This is a genomic window from Ulvibacterium sp. (genome assembly GCF_028285715.1).
Lineage (GTDB): Bacteria > Bacteroidota > Bacteroidia > Flavobacteriales > Flavobacteriaceae > Ulvibacterium.
In genome coordinates this window covers 90,927-111,575 of sequence record NZ_JANQOO010000024.1, presented here as the reverse complement: position 1 = coordinate 111,575, position 20,649 = coordinate 90,927, and the positions used below count along the sequence as shown (strand labels likewise).

Sequence of the window (20,649 nt, the reverse complement as noted above, 5' to 3'; positions counted from 1 at the left end):
GAACCGGAAGCTCTCAATATATAAGCAAATGATTTTTACCCTTTTTGGGGTATGCATCATTTTGGGGGGCTGTATAGAACCTTTTTCACCGGAAATACCTCCCTCGGATAGCCTTTTGGTTGTTGATGCTACGCTTACCAATGAGTTAAAGAACCATGAGGTTTTTTTGAGCAGATCCACCCAAGGGGATAATGAACCCAAGGTAGAATCCAACGCCGCCGTCCGTATTGTCGATGACAACCAACAACAATATCCATTTACGGAAACAGATGCAGGCACCTATGTTTCGGATGTTATGTTCGGTGCCCAACCTAACCAATCCTACCGCTTATTGATTACAACGGCCGACGGGCGGGAATATGCCTCAAGCCCTACGGAACTGCCTCCCCTCACTGCCGAAATAACCGATGTTTATGCGGAAAGGACTACGACCGATAGTGGCTTGGACGGTATGGGCATCTTTGTGAATAGTTTTGACCCTACAGGAAATTCGATTTATTATAAATATGAATATGAAGCAACATACAAAATTATCGCACCAAAATGGAGTTCTAGCCAACTGGTAGCCAATTCCGACGAAAGTCAAACGGTACGTGTGGTAGGAAGAGATCCGGATAATGAGGAACGAACCTGTTATGCTACAGAAAAATCGAATACGTTTAGCCTAACCAATACCTCCAGGGTCGGGGAAGATAGGGTTTCGGATTTCAATGTAAGATTTATCAATCGAGACAACTACATTATCTCACATCGGTACAGTTTATTGGTAAAACAGTTTGTATTGTCTAGGCAGGCCTTTGAGTTTTATGAAACGCTTCAGGATTTTTCTGGCGTAGAAAGTCTATTTTCGGATAGCCAACCTGGTTTCATTGTAGGAAACATCTTCCCTGAGGACAATGGGGAAGATCAGGTTGTCGGTATTTTTGAGGTTTCATCCGTTTCCGAAAAAAGGGTCTTTTTCAATTATTCCGACTTTTTCCCGGGTGAAGACCTACCTCCCTTTGTTGACGATTGCGGACAAGTTACTTTTCCGAGCGGGTTTAGTCCGATATTACATGATTTGGTCAAAACGAACAGAGTGAGCTATTCGGACGAGATCCGTAACGAATTGGGAGCCTTGGAAGCATATATAGTTGTCCCTAGAGTATGCGGTGATTGTACAGTATTGGGGAGTAATGTTATACCCGATTTTTGGGAAGAATGAATACAAGAAAACACATACAACCATTAGTTCTTCTTTTTACGCTGCTCTTTTTGCTGCCAAATTTCAACCATGGGCAATATCAAATAAGCTCAAAGGAGGAAATTGAAGGGTTCAAAAGCATCCCAAGCGAAACTGTTTTTGTGCATTACAATGAATCATTACTTCTAGTAGGAGAGTATTTGTACTATAAAATATACTGCCTACAGGCAGCCGATTTAATACCGAGTCCGATCAGTAAAATAGGTTATGTTGAATTAGTGGGCAAGGATAAAAAAATAGTCTTTAGACATAAGGTCCCGCTTATCTCTGGCATGGGCCAAGGAGACTTCTTTATCCCCACTACCGTTCCAACAGGGAATTATAAATTAATCGGCTATACCAGATGGATGTTCAATGCCGAACATAAGAATTTTTTCACCGCTGACATCAACATCATAAACCCCTATCAGGAACTTCCCAAAACCGAATCTTCCAAAATTGAAATCGGAGGGTCTCCTGCCCGCAATACAGATGAGTCCAGCATTACGGATTCCATCGGAATACACGAGAAATCCCCTTTTCCAAAAATAAAAACGGATAGGGCCAAATATGGAAGACGGGAAAGAGTGTCCTTAAAAATCAGTACTGGACCGGATAGCCAGTTTCATGGAAATTTCTCGCTTTCCGTGAGGAAAAGGTATGCTGAAATACCTAATACCAAAGTCACGGCGACCCAATTCTCCCTCAATCCCGGTACCAGTGAGAAACCGTATGTAACAACTATAAATAATCGTATTTATTTGCCGGAACTACGTGGTGAGCTCATATCGGGCAAGGTAGTTTCCAAAGCGGACAACAGCCCGATGCGACATGGAAAATTGAGTCTTTCTTATTTTGGTGACCATCCTAACGTACAGATCGTAAATACAAACGGAAAAGGTGTTTTTTATTCTGGTCTAAACCAGATGGACAGAAGGAATCTTACTACCCTACAAGTATTGGGAGTTGACAAAGATCAATGGCTTATATTGCTGGATTCCCTACCCCGACCGGAACATGATAATCTCAATTTTCAGGAATTATCCATTTCCCCTAACTTAAATCCCTTGCTTCTTAAGCGTAGTATTTACAATCAAGTAGAGAACGCCTATTTTGAACAAAAACCGGATAGTACGGCAGGCATCGATTCAGAATTGCCCGTTTACCATGCGCTGGAGGAAACCTATATTTTGGATGATTATACAAGATTTCCAACTTTAAAAGAAACCGTAGTGGAAATAATCAATGGTGTATTGCTAAGGAAAGTCAAAGGTAAGTTCAAATTTCAGGTAAGGAGCGACGACAGTTATCTCCTTACCCCTGATGATACTCCCTTGGTTTTGGTGGATGGCTTGCTATTGGAGGATCTGTCCGATTTAGTTTCCTATGGTGTTGAGGGAATTGAACGTATCGGTATTTCTAGGCATGAATATTATATGGGTCCAAAGCTTTATAAAGGTATTGTGTCCGTTACTACCAAGGAAAATGATTTTTTATCCAAAACAAACCCAAATCATGTGCAGCAATTAAAAATTGCTAGTCCCATTTCCTTAAAACAGTATTTTTTTCAGGATTATGTCGATCAGATGGAAACAAAACACTTACCAGATTATAGGCACCAACTATTATGGAAACCTGATTTGGAACTAAAAAAAGAAGAAACCACCTTGGTTTTCTACACCTCGGACAATACGGGTGAATATGAAATATCGCTTGAAGGGTTTACCCAAGGGGGAAAACCTGTATCAATTTCAGACTATATACTTGTAGAATGATCAATTCAATTGACCAACTTTGGTTCAAACATTTAGAATACAACTAATTAAGTCCTTTAATGGAACAGTTTGGTTATAGTCAATACTTGGAGAAAATCATAAAATCGAATATTTTACCCATAACACTATGAGAACAATGTTTTAGATAGTAATAAGGCATTTGCACGGAATGTCGTGTACAGATTGTAAAACTGCATGTGAGTTCTGTTTTCGTAATTTCCGAGCCCGTCTTAACCCCTAACTTTAAATTTTGAATCTACTGTATCTATGAACCGGAAACTCTCAAAATATAAGCAAATGATTTTTACCCTTTTTGGGGTATGCATCATTTTGGGGAGTTGCACGGAACCTTTCTCTCCGGAAATACCTCCCTCGGATAGTCTTTTGGTTGTGGATGCCACGCTTACCAATGAATTAAAGAACCATAAGGTTTTTTTAAGCAGAACTACCCAAGGGGATGAGGAACCCACCGTAGAATCAAACGCCACAGTCCGTATCGTTGATGATAATCAACAACAGTATCCATATACCGAAACGGAACCTGGTACCTATGTTTCTGACGTTATGTTCAGCGCAGAGCCTGACCGATCCTACCGTTTACGGATTACGACCGCCAGCGGGCGCGAATACGCCTCTAGCCCTGCTATACTACCTCCCCTCACTGCTGAAATGACAGATGTTTATGCGGAAAGGACTACGACCGATAGTGGCTTGGACGGTATGGGCATCTTTGTGAATAGTTTTGATGCTAATGGAAACTCTATCTATTATAAATATGAATATGAGGAAACCTATAAAATCATAGCGCCCAGATGGGTGCCGCATGGGTTGGTGATTGCCAATGAGGATCCTTTAGTGATAACGGATTTTCAAAGGGATGGGCAAAAAACCTGCTTTGCCACGGAAAAGTCAAATACCCTTATCTTAAACAATACTTCAGGGGTGGGGGAAGATCGGATTACGGGCTTTAACGTACGGTTCATCAATCGAGACAACTACATTATCTCACATCGGTACAGTTTATTGGTAAAACAGTTTGTATTGTCTAGGCAGGCTTTTGAGTTTTATGAAACGCTTCAGGATTTTTCTGGAGTCGAAAGTCTATTTTCGGATAGCCAACCTGGTTTCATTGTAGGAAACATCTTCCCTCAGGATGACGGCAATGACCAGGTAGTTGGTATTTTTGAGGTGTCGTCCGTTTCAGAGCAAAGGGTGTTTTTCAACTATTCCGATTTTTTTCCGGATGAGGACCTCCCTCCTTTTGTGGATGAGTGCCCCCCGTCAGTAACTTTTGCGCCAGAAGATGAAGAATTGGCACTATTGATAAGGGGAAACCTTATAAGTTTCAATAATTTCAATGAAAGACCACCCCCCCCTGGACAAGGAAGATATTTTGTACAACCCAGGGTATGTGGGGATTGCACGGCGTTGGGAACCGAGACCATACCCGATTTTTGGGAGGAATGAAAAAATAGATTTAGAGTTTAGGCAAAAGGGTGGGAATCTGTCTTGTTTCCAAGCCCTTCTTGGTAAAAAATCATCCATGGTTACACCATTATTCACTTTCTTTCAAATTCTTTTTTATTAAAAAAGTGACTTCCCATTTTTTATATTTGATAGGAAATAGCCAGAGGTACCCGAAAATTTTAAGTCGGGAGTTAAATATGATTGGTGGATATACGGATTCATAGCTATTGTATGGAAATGTCTATATTTGCCTGCAAGCATCCGAAGTATCCTGAATGGAAGAAAAGCTTACAAAAGAAGGAAAATACCGGTATATTGAAGTGGGGGAAGGTGCCCCTATTATTATATTACATGGTCTTATGGGAGGGTTGAGTAATTTCCATGGTGTTACCGACCATTTTCCCAAAAAAGGATACAAGGTATTGGTTCCTGAATTGCCCATTTACGATATGCCGCTCCTTAAAACCAATGTAAAGCAGTTTGCGAAATTTTTGGACGGGTTCATACAGTTTAAGGGACTAAAGGAGGTCATTCTTTTGGGAAACTCCTTAGGGGGGCATATAGGTCTTCTGTACACGAAATTGTATCCAGAAAGAATAAAGGCATTGGTGATTACCGGAAGTTCAGGGCTATATGAAAGTGCCATGGGCGATGGTTACCCAAGACGGGGGGACTATGAATTCATCAAAAAGAAGGCCCAAAATGTGTTCTACGACCCAAAAGTAGCCACCAAGGAAATCGTGGATGAAGTCTTTGCCACGGTCAATGATCGAAATAAAATCGTAAAGACTTTGGCCATTGCCAAAAGTGCCATACGCCACAATATGGCAAAGGACCTTCCAAAAATGCACACCCCAACCTGCATTATATGGGGGGAGGACGATAACGTTACCCCACCCAATGTAGCTAAGGAGTTCCATGAGCTCTTACCGGATTCCGAATTATTCTGGATCAAGAAATGTGGCCATGCCCCCATGATGGAGCATCCGGAGGAATTCAACAAAATCCTTGATGCCTGGCTGGAAAAACGCGATTTCTAAAAGGTCTGTCCCATGAAAATAAAGTCGGCCCATTTTGTGATGAGCAACTCCAAGGTGGCCCAATGCCCTAATGAACCGTTACCAGAATACGCCTTTATTGGTCGATCTAACGTCGGTAAGTCTTCCCTGATCAATATGTTGGTACAGCGGAAAAGCCTTGCCAAGACTTCCGGGCGACCGGGTAAAACCCAACTGATCAATCACTTTAAGATTAATGACAATTGGTTTTTGGTAGACCTTCCGGGTTATGGCTATGCCCGTGTTTCAAAAAAGGAAAAGAAAACGTTCCAGAAATACATCACGGATTATTTCCGTAAGCGCCGGCAATTGGTCTGCGCCTTTGTATTGATCGATATTCGTCACGAACCCCAAAAAATCGATTTGGAATTTATGCAATGGATGGGGGAAAATGCCATTCCCTTTGCCATTATTTTCACCAAGGCGGATAAGTTGAAACCACAGGACCTAGAATCTAGGGCCGCTGTTTATATCCAAAAGCTTCTGGAGGGTATCTGGGAGGAAGCGCCCACACATTTTATCACTTCGTCCACCCAGGGAATCGGGCGGGAGGCGGTCTTGGCCTATATCCAGGATATCAACCAAGAATTTCGCAAGCAGGTAAATTAGAATAAGTGTTGCGTCTGGAGTCTGAATTTTGAGATTTGGAATTTGAATTTTTGGGATTTTACAAAAACACATTTTTTCGCTCTTGAATCACGCCAATCAGGGCCCTTGCATCCTCCAATGCATTCAATTCCTCAGTCTTTATGAAAACCTCCAAATCTTGGTCTACCAACGCCAAAACAATGGGGAAAGTAAACTTATAACCGAATTTTGATCTATACGCCTTGGCGAACTCGTCCTTATGCAAAAACTCTAGTTCCAAATCGGAATTCTTTCGGAAATCCTTCCAAACCTTATTCTCGGTAAAAGCGCCGTAGGTAATATCGCAGAGGTTGCATTCATAGGTGTCCGGACTCAAAATCTTATGAGCCCCATCAATCAATAGGTTCCGTAGTCCAGAATCGGCATTGTAAATAAAGATGAGTTTTTCAAGTTGCATAACATTCGAATTGAAGGGTAAAGATCTATATTTATAGGATATGAATTCTTTTTTTAAAGTACAAGAAAACCTATCCCAATATGTAAACCGTGATTTCAGTTTAGAGAATCCCAGCGGGGTTCGACTTCTGGAGTGTACCCAAGAATTATTCAATAGCCAATATATCAAAAAACAAAGACCGATGTATAGATTACTCATTAGCCTTATCTTAGCCTGTTCGTTCTTTTCCTGTGCCGAGAAACCCGAAGAGCAAATCCCGCCTATCTCGGCACCCTTTTCCGATTTGGACACCCTGGCCATCAACGACTGGTGGAATCGGGGGGGGAATCCTATAGTCAATCTTAAGGTTGGTCGGGACAGTGTAGTGGCCTTTGGCATTTATACCGTGCATAATCAGATTTTAAAACTATCGGCCCAATTATATCCACTATATCCCGATGAGACCCGTGAGGTACGTCTGGAAATTAAAAAAGATGGCAAATGGATGGAAATCCAGAAACAAAAAGTAAATGATATCGGTTGGTCCACCTTGTTTCGGGTAGAAGATTGGGACGATACCCAAGACACCCCATATCGAATCCGCCATGGAGTAAACGCCTCTTTTGAAGGGCTCGTCCGTAAAAATCCAACGGACAAAACAGAAATCAGTATCGCAGCCTTTTCCTGTAATTCCAACAAAGATCGGGGGATGCGTGAAAACTATGTACGAAACGTCGACCATCAGGATCCCGATATCCTGTTTTTTGCCGGGGATCAGTCCTATGACCATACCGAACATACGGCGGCCTGGTTAAAATTTGGCCTGCAGTTCAGGGAACTGTTCCGGAACCGGCCCTGTATTGCCATTCCCGATGATCATGACGTGGGGCAGGGCAATCTTTGGGGTGAGAATGGCAAGGTTTCCACCTCTCCCGGGGGACCGGATGGTGGGTATACCTATCATCCGGAATACGTAAAAATGGTAGAGCGTTGCCAAACGGCCCATCTGCCGGATCCTTATGAGGCCACACCTATAGAACAAGGAATTGGGGTATATTATACCAATTTAGAACTCGGAGGCATAGATTTTGCCATTATCGAAGACCGAAAGTTCAAGTCGGGTCCCGAGGGGAAAATCCCGCAACAGGGCCCCCGACCTGATCATATTCGTAATCCGGATTATGACCCGGCCTCCATAGACCTACCCGGACTTACGCTTTTGGGTGATCGTCAGCTAAAATTCTTGGATGAATGGGGCAGTCAAAACCCGGAGGCGCTGAAAGTGGTACTTTCCCAGACCGGTTTCTGTGGTGGGGCGCATATCCATGGTTCTTTGGACAATCGCCTCCATGCCGATCTGGACAGTAACGGTTGGCCGCAGACTGGACGGAACAAGGCCTTACGATTGATCAAAGAGGCCGGGGCAATACATATTGCGGGCGATCAACATTTGGCCACGGTAATCCACCAGGGCATTGACGAATTTGGGGACGGCCCCTGGGCCTTTGTGGTCCCGGCTATTGTAAATGACTATTATAGCCGCTGGTGGTGGCCGGAGGATGAAAAGCCAGGAGCCCATCCCAATCTGGATACCTCCCTCCCCTGGACCGGGGACTATCTGGATGGGTTTAACAACAAGATACGGATGATGGCCTATGTAAACCCGGAAAGCTCCTCTAGGGGCGGGGGTTATGGCCTGGTCCGTTTGAACAAAACAAATCGCACAGCGACTTTTGAATGCTGGCCCCGTTATGTGGATGTAACCCAAGCCGACGCAGCCCAGTTTGAGGGCTGGCCGATAACAGTTTCCATGGACTAAGGGGATACCACCAGAAATTTATGAAAACGTTACTAAAAGTAGTATGGGTTCTCGCCCTGGGTACTTACTCCTGTACCCCAACACCTAAAAGACCAAATATCATCTTGGTTATGACCGATGACCTGGGCTGGTACGATGTAGGGTTCAATGGGAACGCCGTAGTAAAAACCCCATGGTTGGATTCCCTGGCTTCCCAAGGGATAATCTTGAATCGGTTTTATTCGGCTTCCCCGGTCTGTTCTCCTACCCGGGCAAGCGTACTTACGGGTAGAAATCCGTTGCGAATGGACATTCCCACCGCAAATTCCGGACATTTGAAGGACGGGGAAATTACCCTTCCAGAACTACTCAAGAAAGCAGGATATGCCACAGGGCATTTTGGCAAATGGCACCTGGGTACCTTGACCCGATCCGTACTAGATGCCAACCGGGGAGGCCAAGAAAAGTTCCGTGCGGACTATAGTATCCCCACCCAACATGGCTATGATAGTTACTTCTGTACAGAATCCAAGGTACCTACCTTTGACCCTATAATCTATCCGCCCACTTATGATGTAGGGGAAAGTAAACGCTATGGATGGAAGGCGATTCTACATCCGGATTCCGCCCAAGCCTATGGTACCGCCTATTGGACTGCTGAAAACCAAAGGGAGACCCGGAATCTAAAGGGCGATGATTCTCGAATTATTATGGATCGGGTACTTCCATTTATTGAAAATGCTTTACAGGAAAACAAGCCGTTTTTTACTACCCTTTGGTTCCATACCCCCCACCTGCCTGTGGTAAGCGACAGCGTACATAGGGCCTATTATTCCAAGATGGGTTTGATGGAACAATTGTATTATGGCACCATTACGGCCCTGGATGAGCAAATGGGACGACTATGGCAAACCCTGGAAGCCTCGGGTGTTGAGAAAGAGACCATTCTATTCTTTTGTAGCGACAATGGTCCTGAGCGGGGAACGCCCGGTAGTGCAGGCGTTTTTCGGGAACGTAAGAGAAGCCTTCATGAAGGGGGCGTACGGGTACCGGCCTTTGTCGTTTGGAAAAACGGTTTGGAAGGTGGGAAGCGCGTGGACTTTCCCATGGTGACCAGTGACTATTTGCCCACCCTCCTAGATATTCAGGGCATTCCCTTTCCCGATCAACGGCCCCTGGATGGTACAAGTGTTTTAGATGCACTGAATGGTAAAGAGCGCCAAAGATCCAAACCTATTGGATTTATGTATGGTCGACGAATATCCTGGGTTACCGACCGATATAAGCTTATCGGCGATGAACATTTGGAGCATCTGGAATTGTACGATTTGCTTTATGACCCATCCGAGACGGAAAATGTGATCCGGAAATATCCGGAAATTGCCGAGCAGTTAAAGGCAGAATTATCGGCCTGGTTAAATTCCGTGGAAATCAGCAAAAAAGGAATGGATTACACTCAGGTCAAATGATGTCTTGAACATTTCCAGGAATTGTCTAAATTAACATCGTGATACGCTCGTTAACCCAACTTTTTCTAGTTTTTCTGATGGCCCATAACCTCTTTGGCCAGGATAAAAAGACCATCTCCAATCCCGTAAAAAAGATAGTACTGGACACGGATATGGGATCGGACTGTGATGATGTGGGAGCACTGGCCCTCCTAAACGAATATGCCAATTCCGGAAAGGCCGAAATTTTGGGTGTGGTCTATAGCTCTGGAGCTGTTCCCTATGGGATAGGCATCATCGATGCCATAAACAGATATTATGGTAATGACAGTATCCCTATAGGAGCCAGCTACGATACGGAATTTGGAGATCCTGTGGATAAAATGCAGGCCGAAAAACTGGCCCAGGATACCATTGCCTTCAAAAATCGGGTAATCTACAACACCGATGTACCGGAACAAACCACATTTCTTAGGAAACTTTTGGCCCAACAAGAGGACAATAGCGTAAGCTACGTTACCATAGGCCATACTAAGGCTCTCCATGACTTATTGGTTTCCCAACCGGATACCATTTCCCATCTATCCGGAATGGATTTGGCAAAAAAGAAACTATCCTGTTGGATTGCTTTAGGGGCACTTAAGGCCGATAATGAGGACGGGCATTACACCAAGGATTGGAACTTCTTTTTCAACGGCACGGCACCCTACACCCATTATTTGGTTGAAAATTTTCCCAAGCCCGTGTTTTTCATATCCGGGGGTTCGGACGTCATGACGGGCGAATCCCTGATTCATACACCCAATGGTAACATTGTTCGTACGGCCTACAGGGATTGGCTCTGGAACGTGGAACAAAAGAAACTGGCGGACCAACGACCTAGTTGGGACTTGTTGGCCGTCTATTTTGCCGTTGAAGACCAAAAAAAGTATTTTAACATCTCAACCAAGGGATACCTCCATTTTGATGCGGACAAGGGATGTAAATGGACGGAAACCAACACGGGCACCAATCACCATTTTGTTAGTTTAAAATCGGGTGTCACCGTCTTGTTTGCCAACGAATTGAACACCCTAATAGCCAAACGGGGACACGCTCCATAATTTAAAGAACAGACCATGAAAAAAACCGATCATTATCGCATGTTTAGTTTATGCATTTTTTTGCTGGTGGGACCATTGACCTTTTGCCAGTCCTATACGTCCGCAAAAGAACTTACCCGTACTATTATAAAAAAGACTGGGGCAACGGAGGTACCCCATACCGTGGATGTCATTATCGAAGGCCACCCTGATACTGCCGTTAAGGGCATCATAACTTGTATGTTCGCCACTATGGAGGTCCTAAAGGTTGCAGTGGAGAAGAATTGCAATCTTATCATTACCCATGAACCCACCTACTATAACCATTTGGACGAAACCAAACCGTTTCAAAAAGATTCCGTATTTCTAGAAAAACAAAAATTTATCAAAGATCATAAACTCGTGGTCTGGCGTTTCCATGATTACATCCATCGTTTGAAACCGGATGGAATCGTTACGGGAATGGCCCACAAGTTAGGATGGGAAAAAAACCAGGACACGGAGAATCCCAAGAAATTTATATTTCCTGAAATAACCTTGGATGCCTTGTTAAAGGATATAAAGGGCACTTTTCCGGAAAACGGGTTCTATGTTGTGGGAAAGCCCGAAATGAAATTATCTACCGTTATGTTCGTTGCGGGTGCACCCGGTACCAAGGCCCATATTGCGCAACTGCGCAAACCAGAGGTAGACGTGGTAGTAGCTGGGGAAGTACCACAATGGGAAACTTATCAATATGTACGTGACGCCGTTGATCAAGGAAGAAATAAGGCTGTCGTTTTTATTGGACATTTCAACTCAGAGGCGGGAGGGATGGAATACTGCGCGGATTGGCTGGGCGAATTTATTACGGACATCCCCATCCATTATGTGGATTGCGGCTCTTCCTACTGGACCTATTAGGTACGGCAGTCCAGGTCAAAGCGGATTCCATGGTGTAAAATTAGGTCCTATGTTTTACTTTTGCCGAATGCCTATGGAATTGGATTATATACAAAGTGCCATCAAACAGTTTAAATACTATAAATCGGTGGGGGAACGCACGTTTGACCAACTGGATGAGGAGCATCTCTTTTGGCAATTCAATACCGAATCCAATTCTATTGCCATCATCGTCAACCATCTTTGGGGCAATATGAAATCGCGCTGGACCGACTTTCTAACATCAGATGGGGAAAAAGAATGGAGGAATCGGGATTTGGAGTTTGAGTCCGTTATTCGGACCAAAGCGGAAATGATGACCAAATGGGATGTCGGTTGGGATTGCCTGTTCGATGCGCTACATTCGGTAAGCACAGAAAATTTCAACACTGAAATTTTTATCCGAAATCAGGCTCATACCCTAATTGAGGCCATCAATCGACAATTGGCCCATTATGCCTACCACGTCGGGCAAATTGCCTATATAGGGCGAATGGTAAAGGGAAACACATGGAAAAGCTTGACCATCCCTAAGGGAAAATCGTCCGAATTCAATACGACCAAATTTTCCAAGGGTAAACATGGCGGCCACTTTTCGGACGATGTCAAATAGATAGTAGTAACGATATTTCAAAAAATATGAAGAAAAACCTATTGCTTCCAATACTTTTTGTTTGTTGCCTGTTCTCCTGTGAAAGAGAACCCGATTTTTCCAAGACACTTCAAGAGTATTACGATTTTGGATTACCAAAAATTGAAAGAAATTGGTCATACGAGGAATTGGAAATTTCCGCAAAACTTTTGGGTAGAATGAAGCAAAAGGATTCCTTTCCCCTACCTAAATTGAACAGCAGGAAATCATCTAAGTATTTCGAAAAGATCCTTTCGGCAATGCCACGCTTATCACTGAAGGATTCCTTAAGCTATAGGCGCAAGGCGAGGGATTTTAATTTTATGCAGAAAATGGTCCAGCGGTTCGTCCAGGTTTACGGCACTTCCGAAAAAGAGCAGAAGTATTACAGCAATGAGTTTATGGCCTTAAACAAACTTGTTTTGGAAGAAGTGGCGAAGATGACCCTTTTGTATTACGATTTCATTGAACAAGCTTCCCCAGAGTATGCCGATCAAATGAACGCCAATAGTGCAACCTTCCAAAATGGGGTGCTCACCGTGCTGGAAGCTACGCTTGAAAATCACCAAGACCATTTTAAATATAATTCGGAGGACAAGATAGCATTGGCCCGGACATTTTCGGAGCATATTGAAAAAATCTGGCATCTTATCGATATCGATTCCAAGGAAAGACTTTTGACACAAATACAGAACATAGCCGAACAAAATGAAATTAGGAAAGTTCGGAATATCTACTCTGAATTCCTGGAAAGTGTCGGACCGAAAGATCATTAACCTTATGAATGATTACCCAAATGTTTATTTCAACCAAGGTCAATGTAGATTCATCTCCCCTCGCCTGGGAGTGTGGGGGTTTATTGCAAAGACTCATAAGTTGTTATAAACATTAACTTTTCGTAAATAAATTGGGTAGAATAGTTTATCCACCTATTTTTACGGCAAAAAAGAAATCTATGGTAGCGATGGAAACCCTTTCAAAATACAGTACTTGGCATCATCCTTATGCCCCCGCAAAGGAATTCAAGAAAAGAACGGCTTACTTCAGCATGGAGTTTGCCATCCATCAAGGTCTTAAAATATATTCCGGTGGACTTGGTTTTTTAGCAGGCTCACATATGCGATCGGCATATGATTTAAAGCAAAATATCATTGGTGTTGGTATGTTGTGGAAATATGGATATTATGATCAGGGAAGAAACAAGGACCAGACTCTACAAACCAATTCCATAGAAAAGAACTACCATTTTCTGGAAGACAGCGGATTAGAGGTAGAAGTGGCAATAAATGGCAATTCTTCTGTAAAAGTGAGGGCCATGGTTTTGAGGCCCGATACCTTTCGATCGGCCCCCATCTATCTTTTGACCACCGATGTGGAAGGCAACGATTATCTATCCAGGACTATTACGGATTATTTGTACGACGCCAATGAGCAGACCCGTGTTGCACAAAGTATTGTTTTAGGTATCGGTGGTGCCAAAATAGTTGAGCTTTTGGGAGGTGCCGACGTCTACCATCTCAATGAAGGTCATGCCCTACCCGCTTTTTATTATCTAAGGGATAAAGGGATAAAAAAATCACAAATGGTCTTCACTACCCATACCCCGGAAAAAGGGGGGAACGAGGAACGCGATGGCTATCATTTGAATCGTTTTGGATTTTTTGGAAGGACACTCGAGGAATCCGAGCTTCAAAAAGAAATGGTGAACGGGAATACCATCAGCTATACCGTATCTGCATTGCGGATGGCGAAAAAGGCGAATGCAGTATCCAAATTACATGCTAAAGTATCCAAATCCATGTGGAACGGGTATGGAGGTGCAAATAAGATCATTCCTATCACCAATGCCCAAAACCTGGAATTTTGGCAGGACAAAGACTTCCAAAAGGCATGGAAGAAGAAGGATGCAAAGGCCTTTGTCAAAAGAAAAATAGCCCTTAAGAAAGAATTGTTTGAACTTGTTCTGGACCAAACGGGAAAACTTTTTGATCCTAATGTATTGACTATTGTTTGGGCCAGGCGCTTTGCCGGTTACAAAAGGGCCGATTTGTTGTTGCATGATATGCAACGATTTCAAAATATCTTGAAAAACCAGAAGTATCCCGTACAGATCATTTGGGCAGGGAAGCCTTATCCCATGGATTTTTCGGCTATCGACACCTTTAATTATCTCGTAAGTTTTAGTAAGAACGAGGCTAATTTGGCGGTATTGACCGGATATGAGATAGCGTTGTCCAAAAAACTAAAAATGGGGTCCGATGTTTGGCTTAACACGCCCAGGATTACGCGGGAAGCTTCGGGTACCAGTGGAATGACAGCTGCCATGAACGGCTCGGTAAACCTAACAACCAATGACGGGTGGATTCCAGAATTTGCCAAGGACGGGAAAAACAGTTTTGTTTTGCCCGAACTTAAGCATACACTACCCATAGAAGAGCAGGATAAATTGGATAGTGCACATCTGTATAAGGTATTGGAGGATAAAGTACTTCCAATTTATTATGATAAACCCGAGGTTTGGCAGGAAATCGTTTTTCAGGCCATTGCGGATGTGGTTCCGGAATTCACCAGCGAAAGGATGGCTCGGCAATACTACGAAGAGCTGTATTAATCCCTAATTTGAGCAAAAAACAAAAATAATTAAAAATTCTATTATTTAGTTAGTTAAACTTACTATATTTGTTTCGGCAATAGTGCCTTAATCAAAATTTACAAAAATGAAAAAAGTAACTTTTTACCACGCAGGCTGTCCTGTTTGCGTCAATGCGGAACAGGAATTTCTTAACTTGATAGATTCCACCAAAGTGCAGGTAGACATCATTCACCTAGGCGAGCAGAAAGACAAGATTTCCAATGCTGAAAATGCTGGTGTCCAATCGGTTCCCGCACTGGTACTGGATAATGGCAACGTATTGCATATTAATCATGGTGCCACCATTGAAGAGGTAAAATCTTAAAAAAAATTAATCTAAATTGTTAGTTTAACTAATTATTTTAACGATGAAACATATGCTATTCATACTTTGCGGCTTTCTCTTTAGCACTTTGGCTTGCAAAGGACAGACGCTTAACGAGTCCGCCGATTTCAAGGATTCGGAAAACTTGATCATCCAAAGTGCATCCGTTGTTCATGATACTGAATTGCAACAGTTGGTGTTTACGATAACGGTAAAAGGTCTTGGCGGGGGCAGTGTTCCCAAAAAAGTCGGGCAGATGGACGGTGCCCCTGTTTTAGGTTATGTTTTTCCAACCAACCTCTCCCCTACGGATGTTGGGTTTTCCCAAACAGATGGTATAGTGGCACTGGCATTGACTTCCCATCCCGATTTTGATGACACCCCTCTTTGGGATGAAAATGCAAATGCCATTTATGACGACGATGGGGTGGTTTGGCATCCCCATTGGGTCATCTTAAACGAGGACAAGCGTGTTCCTGGCGGATTAAGTGTAAAACAATTCCGCCAGGGAGATCCCAAAGTAAAGTTGCCCCCAACCAATCCAGGTATGCCCATGTATATGGATTCTCCCGGTTTTCCCGTGATTATACAAGGAAAAGCTATAAAAGTGATAGTTCCCCTATACCGAATGAACCACCGCAAACAATTCAATTTTGATGCGGTAACCGCATATATGCAGGTCAATACTTCAAATACGGATGCTCCTTTGTTGGGTGTCTATTCCGTATATAGTGTGGCTTCAGGAGACTTATCCTTGCCTTATACGGTATCCGACAACTAGTTTTCACCCCAAGTAGTTAGGTAAACTAATTTCTTGGGGTTATTTTTGTGGTATGGAAACCTTTGATCCTAAATATCAGAACCAACACATTGAAAGTAAAATTGTGGTGGCCCTTGAGCGCATCTCCGAAGCCTTTAAGGTCCTACTTTGGCAAAAAGGCAAGGAAAATGCACTTACACCTTTACAATTGCAAATCTTGTTATTTGTCAATTTTCACTTGCCCGAAAAGTGCAAAGTCAACTATTTGGCCAAGGAATTTAATGTTACCAAGGCAACAATCAGTGAATCTATACGATTATTGTTGAAAAAAGATCTCATTCTGAAGGAGACCGATCCTTCCGATACCCGAAGTTACTTTATATACCTTACCGAAAAAGGTAGGGCGATAGTCTTACGGACAAGTTCCTTTGCCCAGCCTATTGAAAAACCCATCCATTCCTTCTCCGAAGAGCAGAAAGAAATCCTCTTTCAAAGTCTTTTGCAATTGATCGGGAAATTGAATAAAGCGGACGTCATCAACGTACAACGTATGTGTACCTCATGCCGTTTTTATGAATCCGGGGCGGAAAATGATTATTGCAGGTTATTGGAAAAGCGCCTATACCAAAAAGATTTGCGTATGGATTGTCCTGAACATCAAATAGCATTGTAGTTTTTTGCAATGTATTTACCTAAACCCAGGTAAGCCCCTAAAAAACAGGTTAGCTCATTAGAAAGGGTTGACCTGTACTTTCCAGTACCGCAAACCAAAACTCTCCCTCCAAGTCGATCTTTTTACGCCTATTGGTAACCTCGGATATCGGCAAATACACAAATTTGTTGTTCAATCGGCCTACAACGAATTTAGTCTTGCCCGCCATGGCCCCATGAATGGCATAATGGGCCAATCGGCTACAAAAAATGCTATCGCCTGCGTTGGCCGGTGCACTACGGATTATGTAACTGGGATCTATGTATTTAATGGTAACTTCCTTGTCCATGGCCTTGAAGTAATTTGCTATTTCGGATTTCAGGAACGGACCGATATCCTTATGTTTTACGTTACCCGAGGCGTCCTTGGTCTCTGTACCGTCTTCCTTAAAAAGATGCTGGCCCGCTCCTTCGGCCACTACAATGACCGCATGGTGCTTAGCCTCCAATCGGTCCTTAAGATTTTCCAAGAACCCATTTTCGCCATGTAGTCCAAATTCCATTTCGGGTACGAGAACAAAATTAACCACCGGCATGGACATAGCGGCGCAAGCCGCGATAAACCCGCTATCGCGTCCCATCAATTTTACAATGGAAACCCCATTGTAGGCACCTGTGGCCTCATTATGGGCGTCCCGGATAATAGGACTGGCCATATCAAAGGCCGTTTCGAAACCAAAGGACTTATCAATTAAATTGATATCGTTGTCAATAGTCTTGGGAATACCGACCACCGAGATTTTTAGCCCCCGTCTCTGAATTTCCTCACCTATGGCATTGGCCCCTTTTAAGGTTCCGTCCCCGCCAATGGCAAAAAGCATATCCACTTGATTATCCTCCAAAGTATCCACCATATCCGAAACAATCTGGCCTCCGCGTGACGAACCCAAAACCGTACCCCCGAATTCGTGGATATCCTTTACGATATCCGGTGTTAAATGTTTTAATTCATGTCCATAGCGAGGGATAAGTCCTTCATAACCGTAAGGTACCCCCAAGATATTCTTAACACCATAAAAGTAATAGAGCCCCATAACCAGACTACGGATGACATTGTTGATTCCCGGGCAAAGTCCACCACAGGTAACAATAGCCGCCGTAGTTTTTGTAGGATCGAAAAGGAGTTTTTCCCGGGGTCCTGCCTTTTCAAGGCAAAGAGGTTCCTCATCTTCGGCCACACAACGATTAAATTCACTTAGGGAAATATTATAGAGTAGTCGATCCTTGTCCCGGACAAAATTGAAAACTTTGTCTCCCTTTGTCTTACTCAAATGGAGTGGGGATGGGAAAGTGGGTATGCCCAAGTTTTCAATATCGAATTTTTTAGTGGATGCCATAAAAAGTCTTGCTTTAGTCGTATTTAGGACGTTAAATTTAAGGCTAAATCAATAAGATAAACAATGAAATTTGGGTGAAATACCAAATGTTCATAAACCTACTGCACCAAATAATAATACACTAAAGAATGAAGCCTATTTTTTTAATTCCAGCTTCTCCGCAAAATAGTCGCAAAAATCTTTCATGGTAGCCGTCATTTTTTCATCCTGTGTAGCCTTCATAAAAGTGTCCGATAGGGAAACCAAAGTTTGATGAAAAAAAATCTTCATCTCATCCACAGGCATATCCTTGGTCCAAAGATCAATCTTTAGGGATTCCTTGTTCTTACTGTCCCACACCGACAGCAACATGGCCTTGGCCTCTTCATTATGGATACCCCCATCCTGCGCGGACCAGGAGAGCTCCTCTGGAACCCGGTTTTCATCCAACCCTACTTTTAGGGTAATTTCCGAAGTATGGAGTTTAGGCATAATTTATTTTTCGGGTTTGTAATTACTTTTTTTGAAAATTTCCTCAGCGGGCAGACCGAGCATCTGTTGTAAGGAAACCGTATTTCGTTCCATAAAGGCTCTTACGATTTGCCAACCTAAATAGCGACCTATACGTCCTGGAGATTCGTTGTCCAATTCCAAGCCAAACTTGGAAAAGGGGGCCGGGTCCAGAAAACGTGGTCCTAATTTGGTATCCGTTGCAAATAGCAGCTCGCGTTCAATGAAATAGCGCCACATAGGCTCCTCATTGGCACGGGCCCAGTCCAAATCGTCCTCGGAATAACCAATGCGCTGGGCTTCCGATAAAAACGGGATTAACTTGTCCTTTAGATATAATTCCTTTCCATAATAGACCACTTGTGCCAAAAAGGTTCGATCATTTGCTTTTGGAACCACTTGCTTTGCAAAGGCACTGGCTACATCACTGACCAAATATTGTTTGTCCATGCCTAATGCAATGTAATTGGATATCCGCTCGTAGAACTTATGCTCCGGGCCCAGATAGTTATCAAGCCCTATTAAAAGTAGGCTATCTGTAAGGACTATGCGGTTCTCATAATCCACATCGGAAGTGACCGTAACAATATTAGGTACATTATACCGGGGAAAGTAATACGTAATATGTTTAAAGAGTAGCTGCAAATCGGCTTCCACGGCTTGGAAGTCGGAAAACTCAGTATCCACTTCCCTCAAAAGTGCAAGCTGAATGGTATCCTTTAATTTGGCTATCCAAACACTGTCCGGGTATTGGGCAGGAAATAGATAGGGGTACTCTTTCTTGAGCAAGGACAATTCCGATGGTTGCGCCTTGGCAAATTCACGGTCAAAACGAGAGATCTGTAAGCTTATATCTATTTTGTCAATCGCCTCGGTTATCTTGTCATTGTCATTGCAGCCTAAAAGGAGGAAAGAAATTAAGAAAAAAGTAAAAATGTACTTTCCAGTATAAAGTAATCCTGTTTCCATTTCATTTTTAGACATCAAGGCTTTATTTTTATCGGGCAAAGTTAATCGTTTCGTCAATAAAGAGCAGTATGCAGACTGAAAAGGTAGTAGACCATATTGTAAAGTGGTTAAAGGATTATACCATAAATGCCAAAATGAAGGGGTTTGTGGTAGGCGTATCAGGAGGTATCGATTCCGCAGTAACTTCCACTTTATGTGCAAGGACCAGTTTGGATGTACTTTGTTTGGAAATGCCTATTCATCAGTCCGAGAAACAGGTAAACAGGGCAGCCAACCATATCGATTGGTTACAGGAGCATTACCCAAATGTGCAAAGACAGCCTGTAAACCTTACTTCGGTATTCGATAGCCTTATTGAAGTACTGCCAGATGTGGCCAATGAGGAAAGCCGTTTCATGTCATTGGCCAATACACGAGCACGCCTTCGTATGACCACCTTGTACTATTTCGCCGCCTTAAGAGGCTATTTAGTGGCCGGTACGGGCAACAAGGTAGAGGATTTTGGTGTAGGTTTCTATACCAAATATGGTGATGGTGGAGTGGATTTAAGCCCCATTGCGGACCTATTGAAGACCGAAGTCTATGAAATTGCGGATTATTTGGGCGTTAACGAGGAAATCATCCAAGCGGCACCTACGGACGGCCTTTGGGGAGATAATAGAACTGATGAAGATCAGATAGGTGCTTCCTATCCAGAATTGGAATGGGCCATGAAAATGAACGATGAGGGAAAGACCGTTTCGGACTTTTCTGGTCGGGAAAAGGAAGTTTTTACTATATTTAAGCGATTAAACTCGGCCAATCAACATAAAATGAAGCCGATACCCGTATGCGAGATTCCCGAAATGTTAAAATAGACCACTCAACTAATAATCAAGTAGATAAATCGAATAATATTCAAAAAATAGGGCTTTTTGATAAAAAAAAACCATTTTTGTTTACGAATTCAGATAATTAAACCTTACATTGCATGTCAGTTTTTTTGGACTTCTGCATATTT

The 20,649-nt window shown here is 43.0% G+C and carries 20 protein-coding genes; 16 read left to right on the top strand and 4 right to left on the bottom strand.

Annotated features, from left to right (window positions below; all coding sequences use genetic code 11):
- Positions 1-28: 28 nt before the first annotated feature.
- The 5 genes from Q0993_RS17035 (at position 29) to yihA (ending at position 6,131) form a co-directional block, all read left to right on the top strand.
- Positions 29-1,204 carry a DUF4249 domain-containing protein gene (locus Q0993_RS17035; protein WP_299535308.1) on the top strand — a complete coding sequence of 392 codons (1,176 nt, stop codon included), beginning with the start codon at positions 29-31 and terminating at the stop codon, positions 1,202-1,204.
- Entirely contained in the window at positions 1,201-2,997 is a 1,797-nt protein-coding gene (locus tag Q0993_RS17030; RefSeq protein ID WP_299535306.1) for a hypothetical protein, read from the top strand. Before Q0993_RS17035 ends, Q0993_RS17030 begins: the two co-directional genes overlap by 4 nt.
- A gap of 297 nt (positions 2,998-3,294) precedes the next feature.
- On the top strand, positions 3,295-4,464 hold the full coding sequence (locus Q0993_RS17025; protein WP_299535303.1) for a DUF4249 domain-containing protein: 1,170 nt from the start codon (positions 3,295-3,297) through the stop codon (positions 4,462-4,464).
- A 275-nt stretch (positions 4,465-4,739) separates the two neighbouring features.
- Positions 4,740-5,504 (top strand): alpha/beta hydrolase, encoded by a 765-nt coding sequence (locus Q0993_RS17020; protein WP_299535300.1) that lies wholly within the window; start codon positions 4,740-4,742, stop codon positions 5,502-5,504.
- A 12-nt stretch (positions 5,505-5,516) separates the two neighbouring features.
- Positions 5,517-6,131 carry a ribosome biogenesis GTP-binding protein YihA/YsxC gene (gene yihA / locus Q0993_RS17015; RefSeq protein ID WP_299535297.1) on the top strand — a complete coding sequence of 205 codons (615 nt, stop codon included), beginning with the start codon at positions 5,517-5,519 and terminating at the stop codon, positions 6,129-6,131.
- 58 nt (positions 6,132-6,189) lie between these two features.
- On the opposite strand, the gene Q0993_RS17010 is transcribed toward yihA, so the two are convergent.
- Positions 6,190-6,567, bottom strand: coding sequence for a GTPase (locus Q0993_RS17010; RefSeq protein ID WP_299535295.1), 378 nt, complete (start codon positions 6,565-6,567; stop codon positions 6,190-6,192).
- A gap of 40 nt (positions 6,568-6,607) precedes the next feature.
- Here Q0993_RS17010 and Q0993_RS17005 point away from each other — a divergent pair, with 40 nt between their 5' ends.
- The 10 genes from Q0993_RS17005 (at position 6,608) to Q0993_RS16960 (ending at position 16,816) form a co-directional block, all read left to right on the top strand.
- On the top strand, positions 6,608-8,365 hold the full coding sequence (locus tag Q0993_RS17005) for an alkaline phosphatase D family protein (protein ID WP_299535293.1): 1,758 nt from the start codon (positions 6,608-6,610) through the stop codon (positions 8,363-8,365).
- A gap of 20 nt (positions 8,366-8,385) precedes the next feature.
- Positions 8,386-9,813 (top strand): sulfatase-like hydrolase/transferase, encoded by a 1,428-nt coding sequence (locus Q0993_RS17000; protein ID WP_299535290.1) that lies wholly within the window; start codon positions 8,386-8,388, stop codon positions 9,811-9,813.
- A 38-nt stretch (positions 9,814-9,851) separates the two neighbouring features.
- Positions 9,852-10,895, top strand: a complete 1,044-nt coding sequence (locus Q0993_RS16995; protein WP_299535288.1) for a hypothetical protein — start codon at positions 9,852-9,854, stop codon at positions 10,893-10,895.
- 15 nt (positions 10,896-10,910) lie between these two features.
- Positions 10,911-11,777, top strand: a complete 867-nt coding sequence (locus Q0993_RS16990; RefSeq protein ID WP_299535285.1) for a Nif3-like dinuclear metal center hexameric protein — start codon at positions 10,911-10,913, stop codon at positions 11,775-11,777.
- Positions 11,778-11,850: 73 nt separating this feature from the next.
- Positions 11,851-12,408, top strand: a complete 558-nt coding sequence (locus Q0993_RS16985) for a DUF1572 family protein (RefSeq protein ID WP_299535343.1) — start codon at positions 11,851-11,853, stop codon at positions 12,406-12,408.
- 26 nt (positions 12,409-12,434) lie between these two features.
- Entirely contained in the window at positions 12,435-13,202 is a 768-nt protein-coding gene (locus tag Q0993_RS16980; protein ID WP_299535282.1) for a hypothetical protein, read from the top strand.
- 179 nt (positions 13,203-13,381) lie between these two features.
- Positions 13,382-15,037, top strand: a complete 1,656-nt coding sequence (glgP, locus tag Q0993_RS16975; RefSeq protein ID WP_367279635.1) for an alpha-glucan family phosphorylase — start codon at positions 13,382-13,384, stop codon at positions 15,035-15,037.
- Positions 15,038-15,143: 106 nt separating this feature from the next.
- Complete coding sequence (locus Q0993_RS16970) at positions 15,144-15,383, top strand: thioredoxin family protein (protein ID WP_299535280.1); 240 nt, start codon at positions 15,144-15,146, stop codon at positions 15,381-15,383.
- A 43-nt stretch (positions 15,384-15,426) separates the two neighbouring features.
- Positions 15,427-16,164: a hypothetical protein gene (locus tag Q0993_RS16965; protein WP_299535277.1), complete on the top strand. Its 738-nt coding sequence runs from the start codon at positions 15,427-15,429 to the stop codon at positions 16,162-16,164.
- A 52-nt stretch (positions 16,165-16,216) separates the two neighbouring features.
- Complete coding sequence (locus Q0993_RS16960; RefSeq protein WP_299535274.1) at positions 16,217-16,816, top strand: MarR family winged helix-turn-helix transcriptional regulator; 600 nt, start codon at positions 16,217-16,219, stop codon at positions 16,814-16,816.
- A 49-nt stretch (positions 16,817-16,865) separates the two neighbouring features.
- Here the strand turns inward: Q0993_RS16960 and Q0993_RS16955 are convergent, their stop codons facing one another.
- The 3 genes from Q0993_RS16955 to gldB form a co-directional block, all read right to left on the bottom strand.
- Positions 16,866-18,191 (bottom strand): ATP-dependent 6-phosphofructokinase, encoded by a 1,326-nt coding sequence (locus Q0993_RS16955; RefSeq protein ID WP_299535272.1) that lies wholly within the window; start codon positions 18,189-18,191, stop codon positions 16,866-16,868.
- Between the two features lie 135 nt (positions 18,192-18,326).
- On the bottom strand, positions 18,327-18,662 hold the full coding sequence (gene gldC / locus Q0993_RS16950; RefSeq protein ID WP_120713466.1) for a gliding motility protein GldC: 336 nt from the start codon (positions 18,660-18,662) through the stop codon (positions 18,327-18,329).
- 3 nt (positions 18,663-18,665) lie between these two features.
- A complete protein-coding gene (gene gldB / locus Q0993_RS16945; protein WP_299535267.1) occupies positions 18,666-19,664 on the bottom strand; it encodes a gliding motility lipoprotein GldB in 999 nt (332 codons plus the stop codon).
- 53 nt (positions 19,665-19,717) lie between these two features.
- Here gldB and nadE point away from each other — a divergent pair, with 53 nt between their 5' ends.
- The gene (nadE, locus tag Q0993_RS16940) at positions 19,718-20,506 is read left to right on the top strand and encodes an NAD(+) synthase (RefSeq protein ID WP_299535265.1); all 789 of its coding nucleotides are present in this window, start codon (positions 19,718-19,720) and stop codon (positions 20,504-20,506) included.
- The last annotated feature ends 143 nt before the right edge of the window (positions 20,507-20,649 follow it).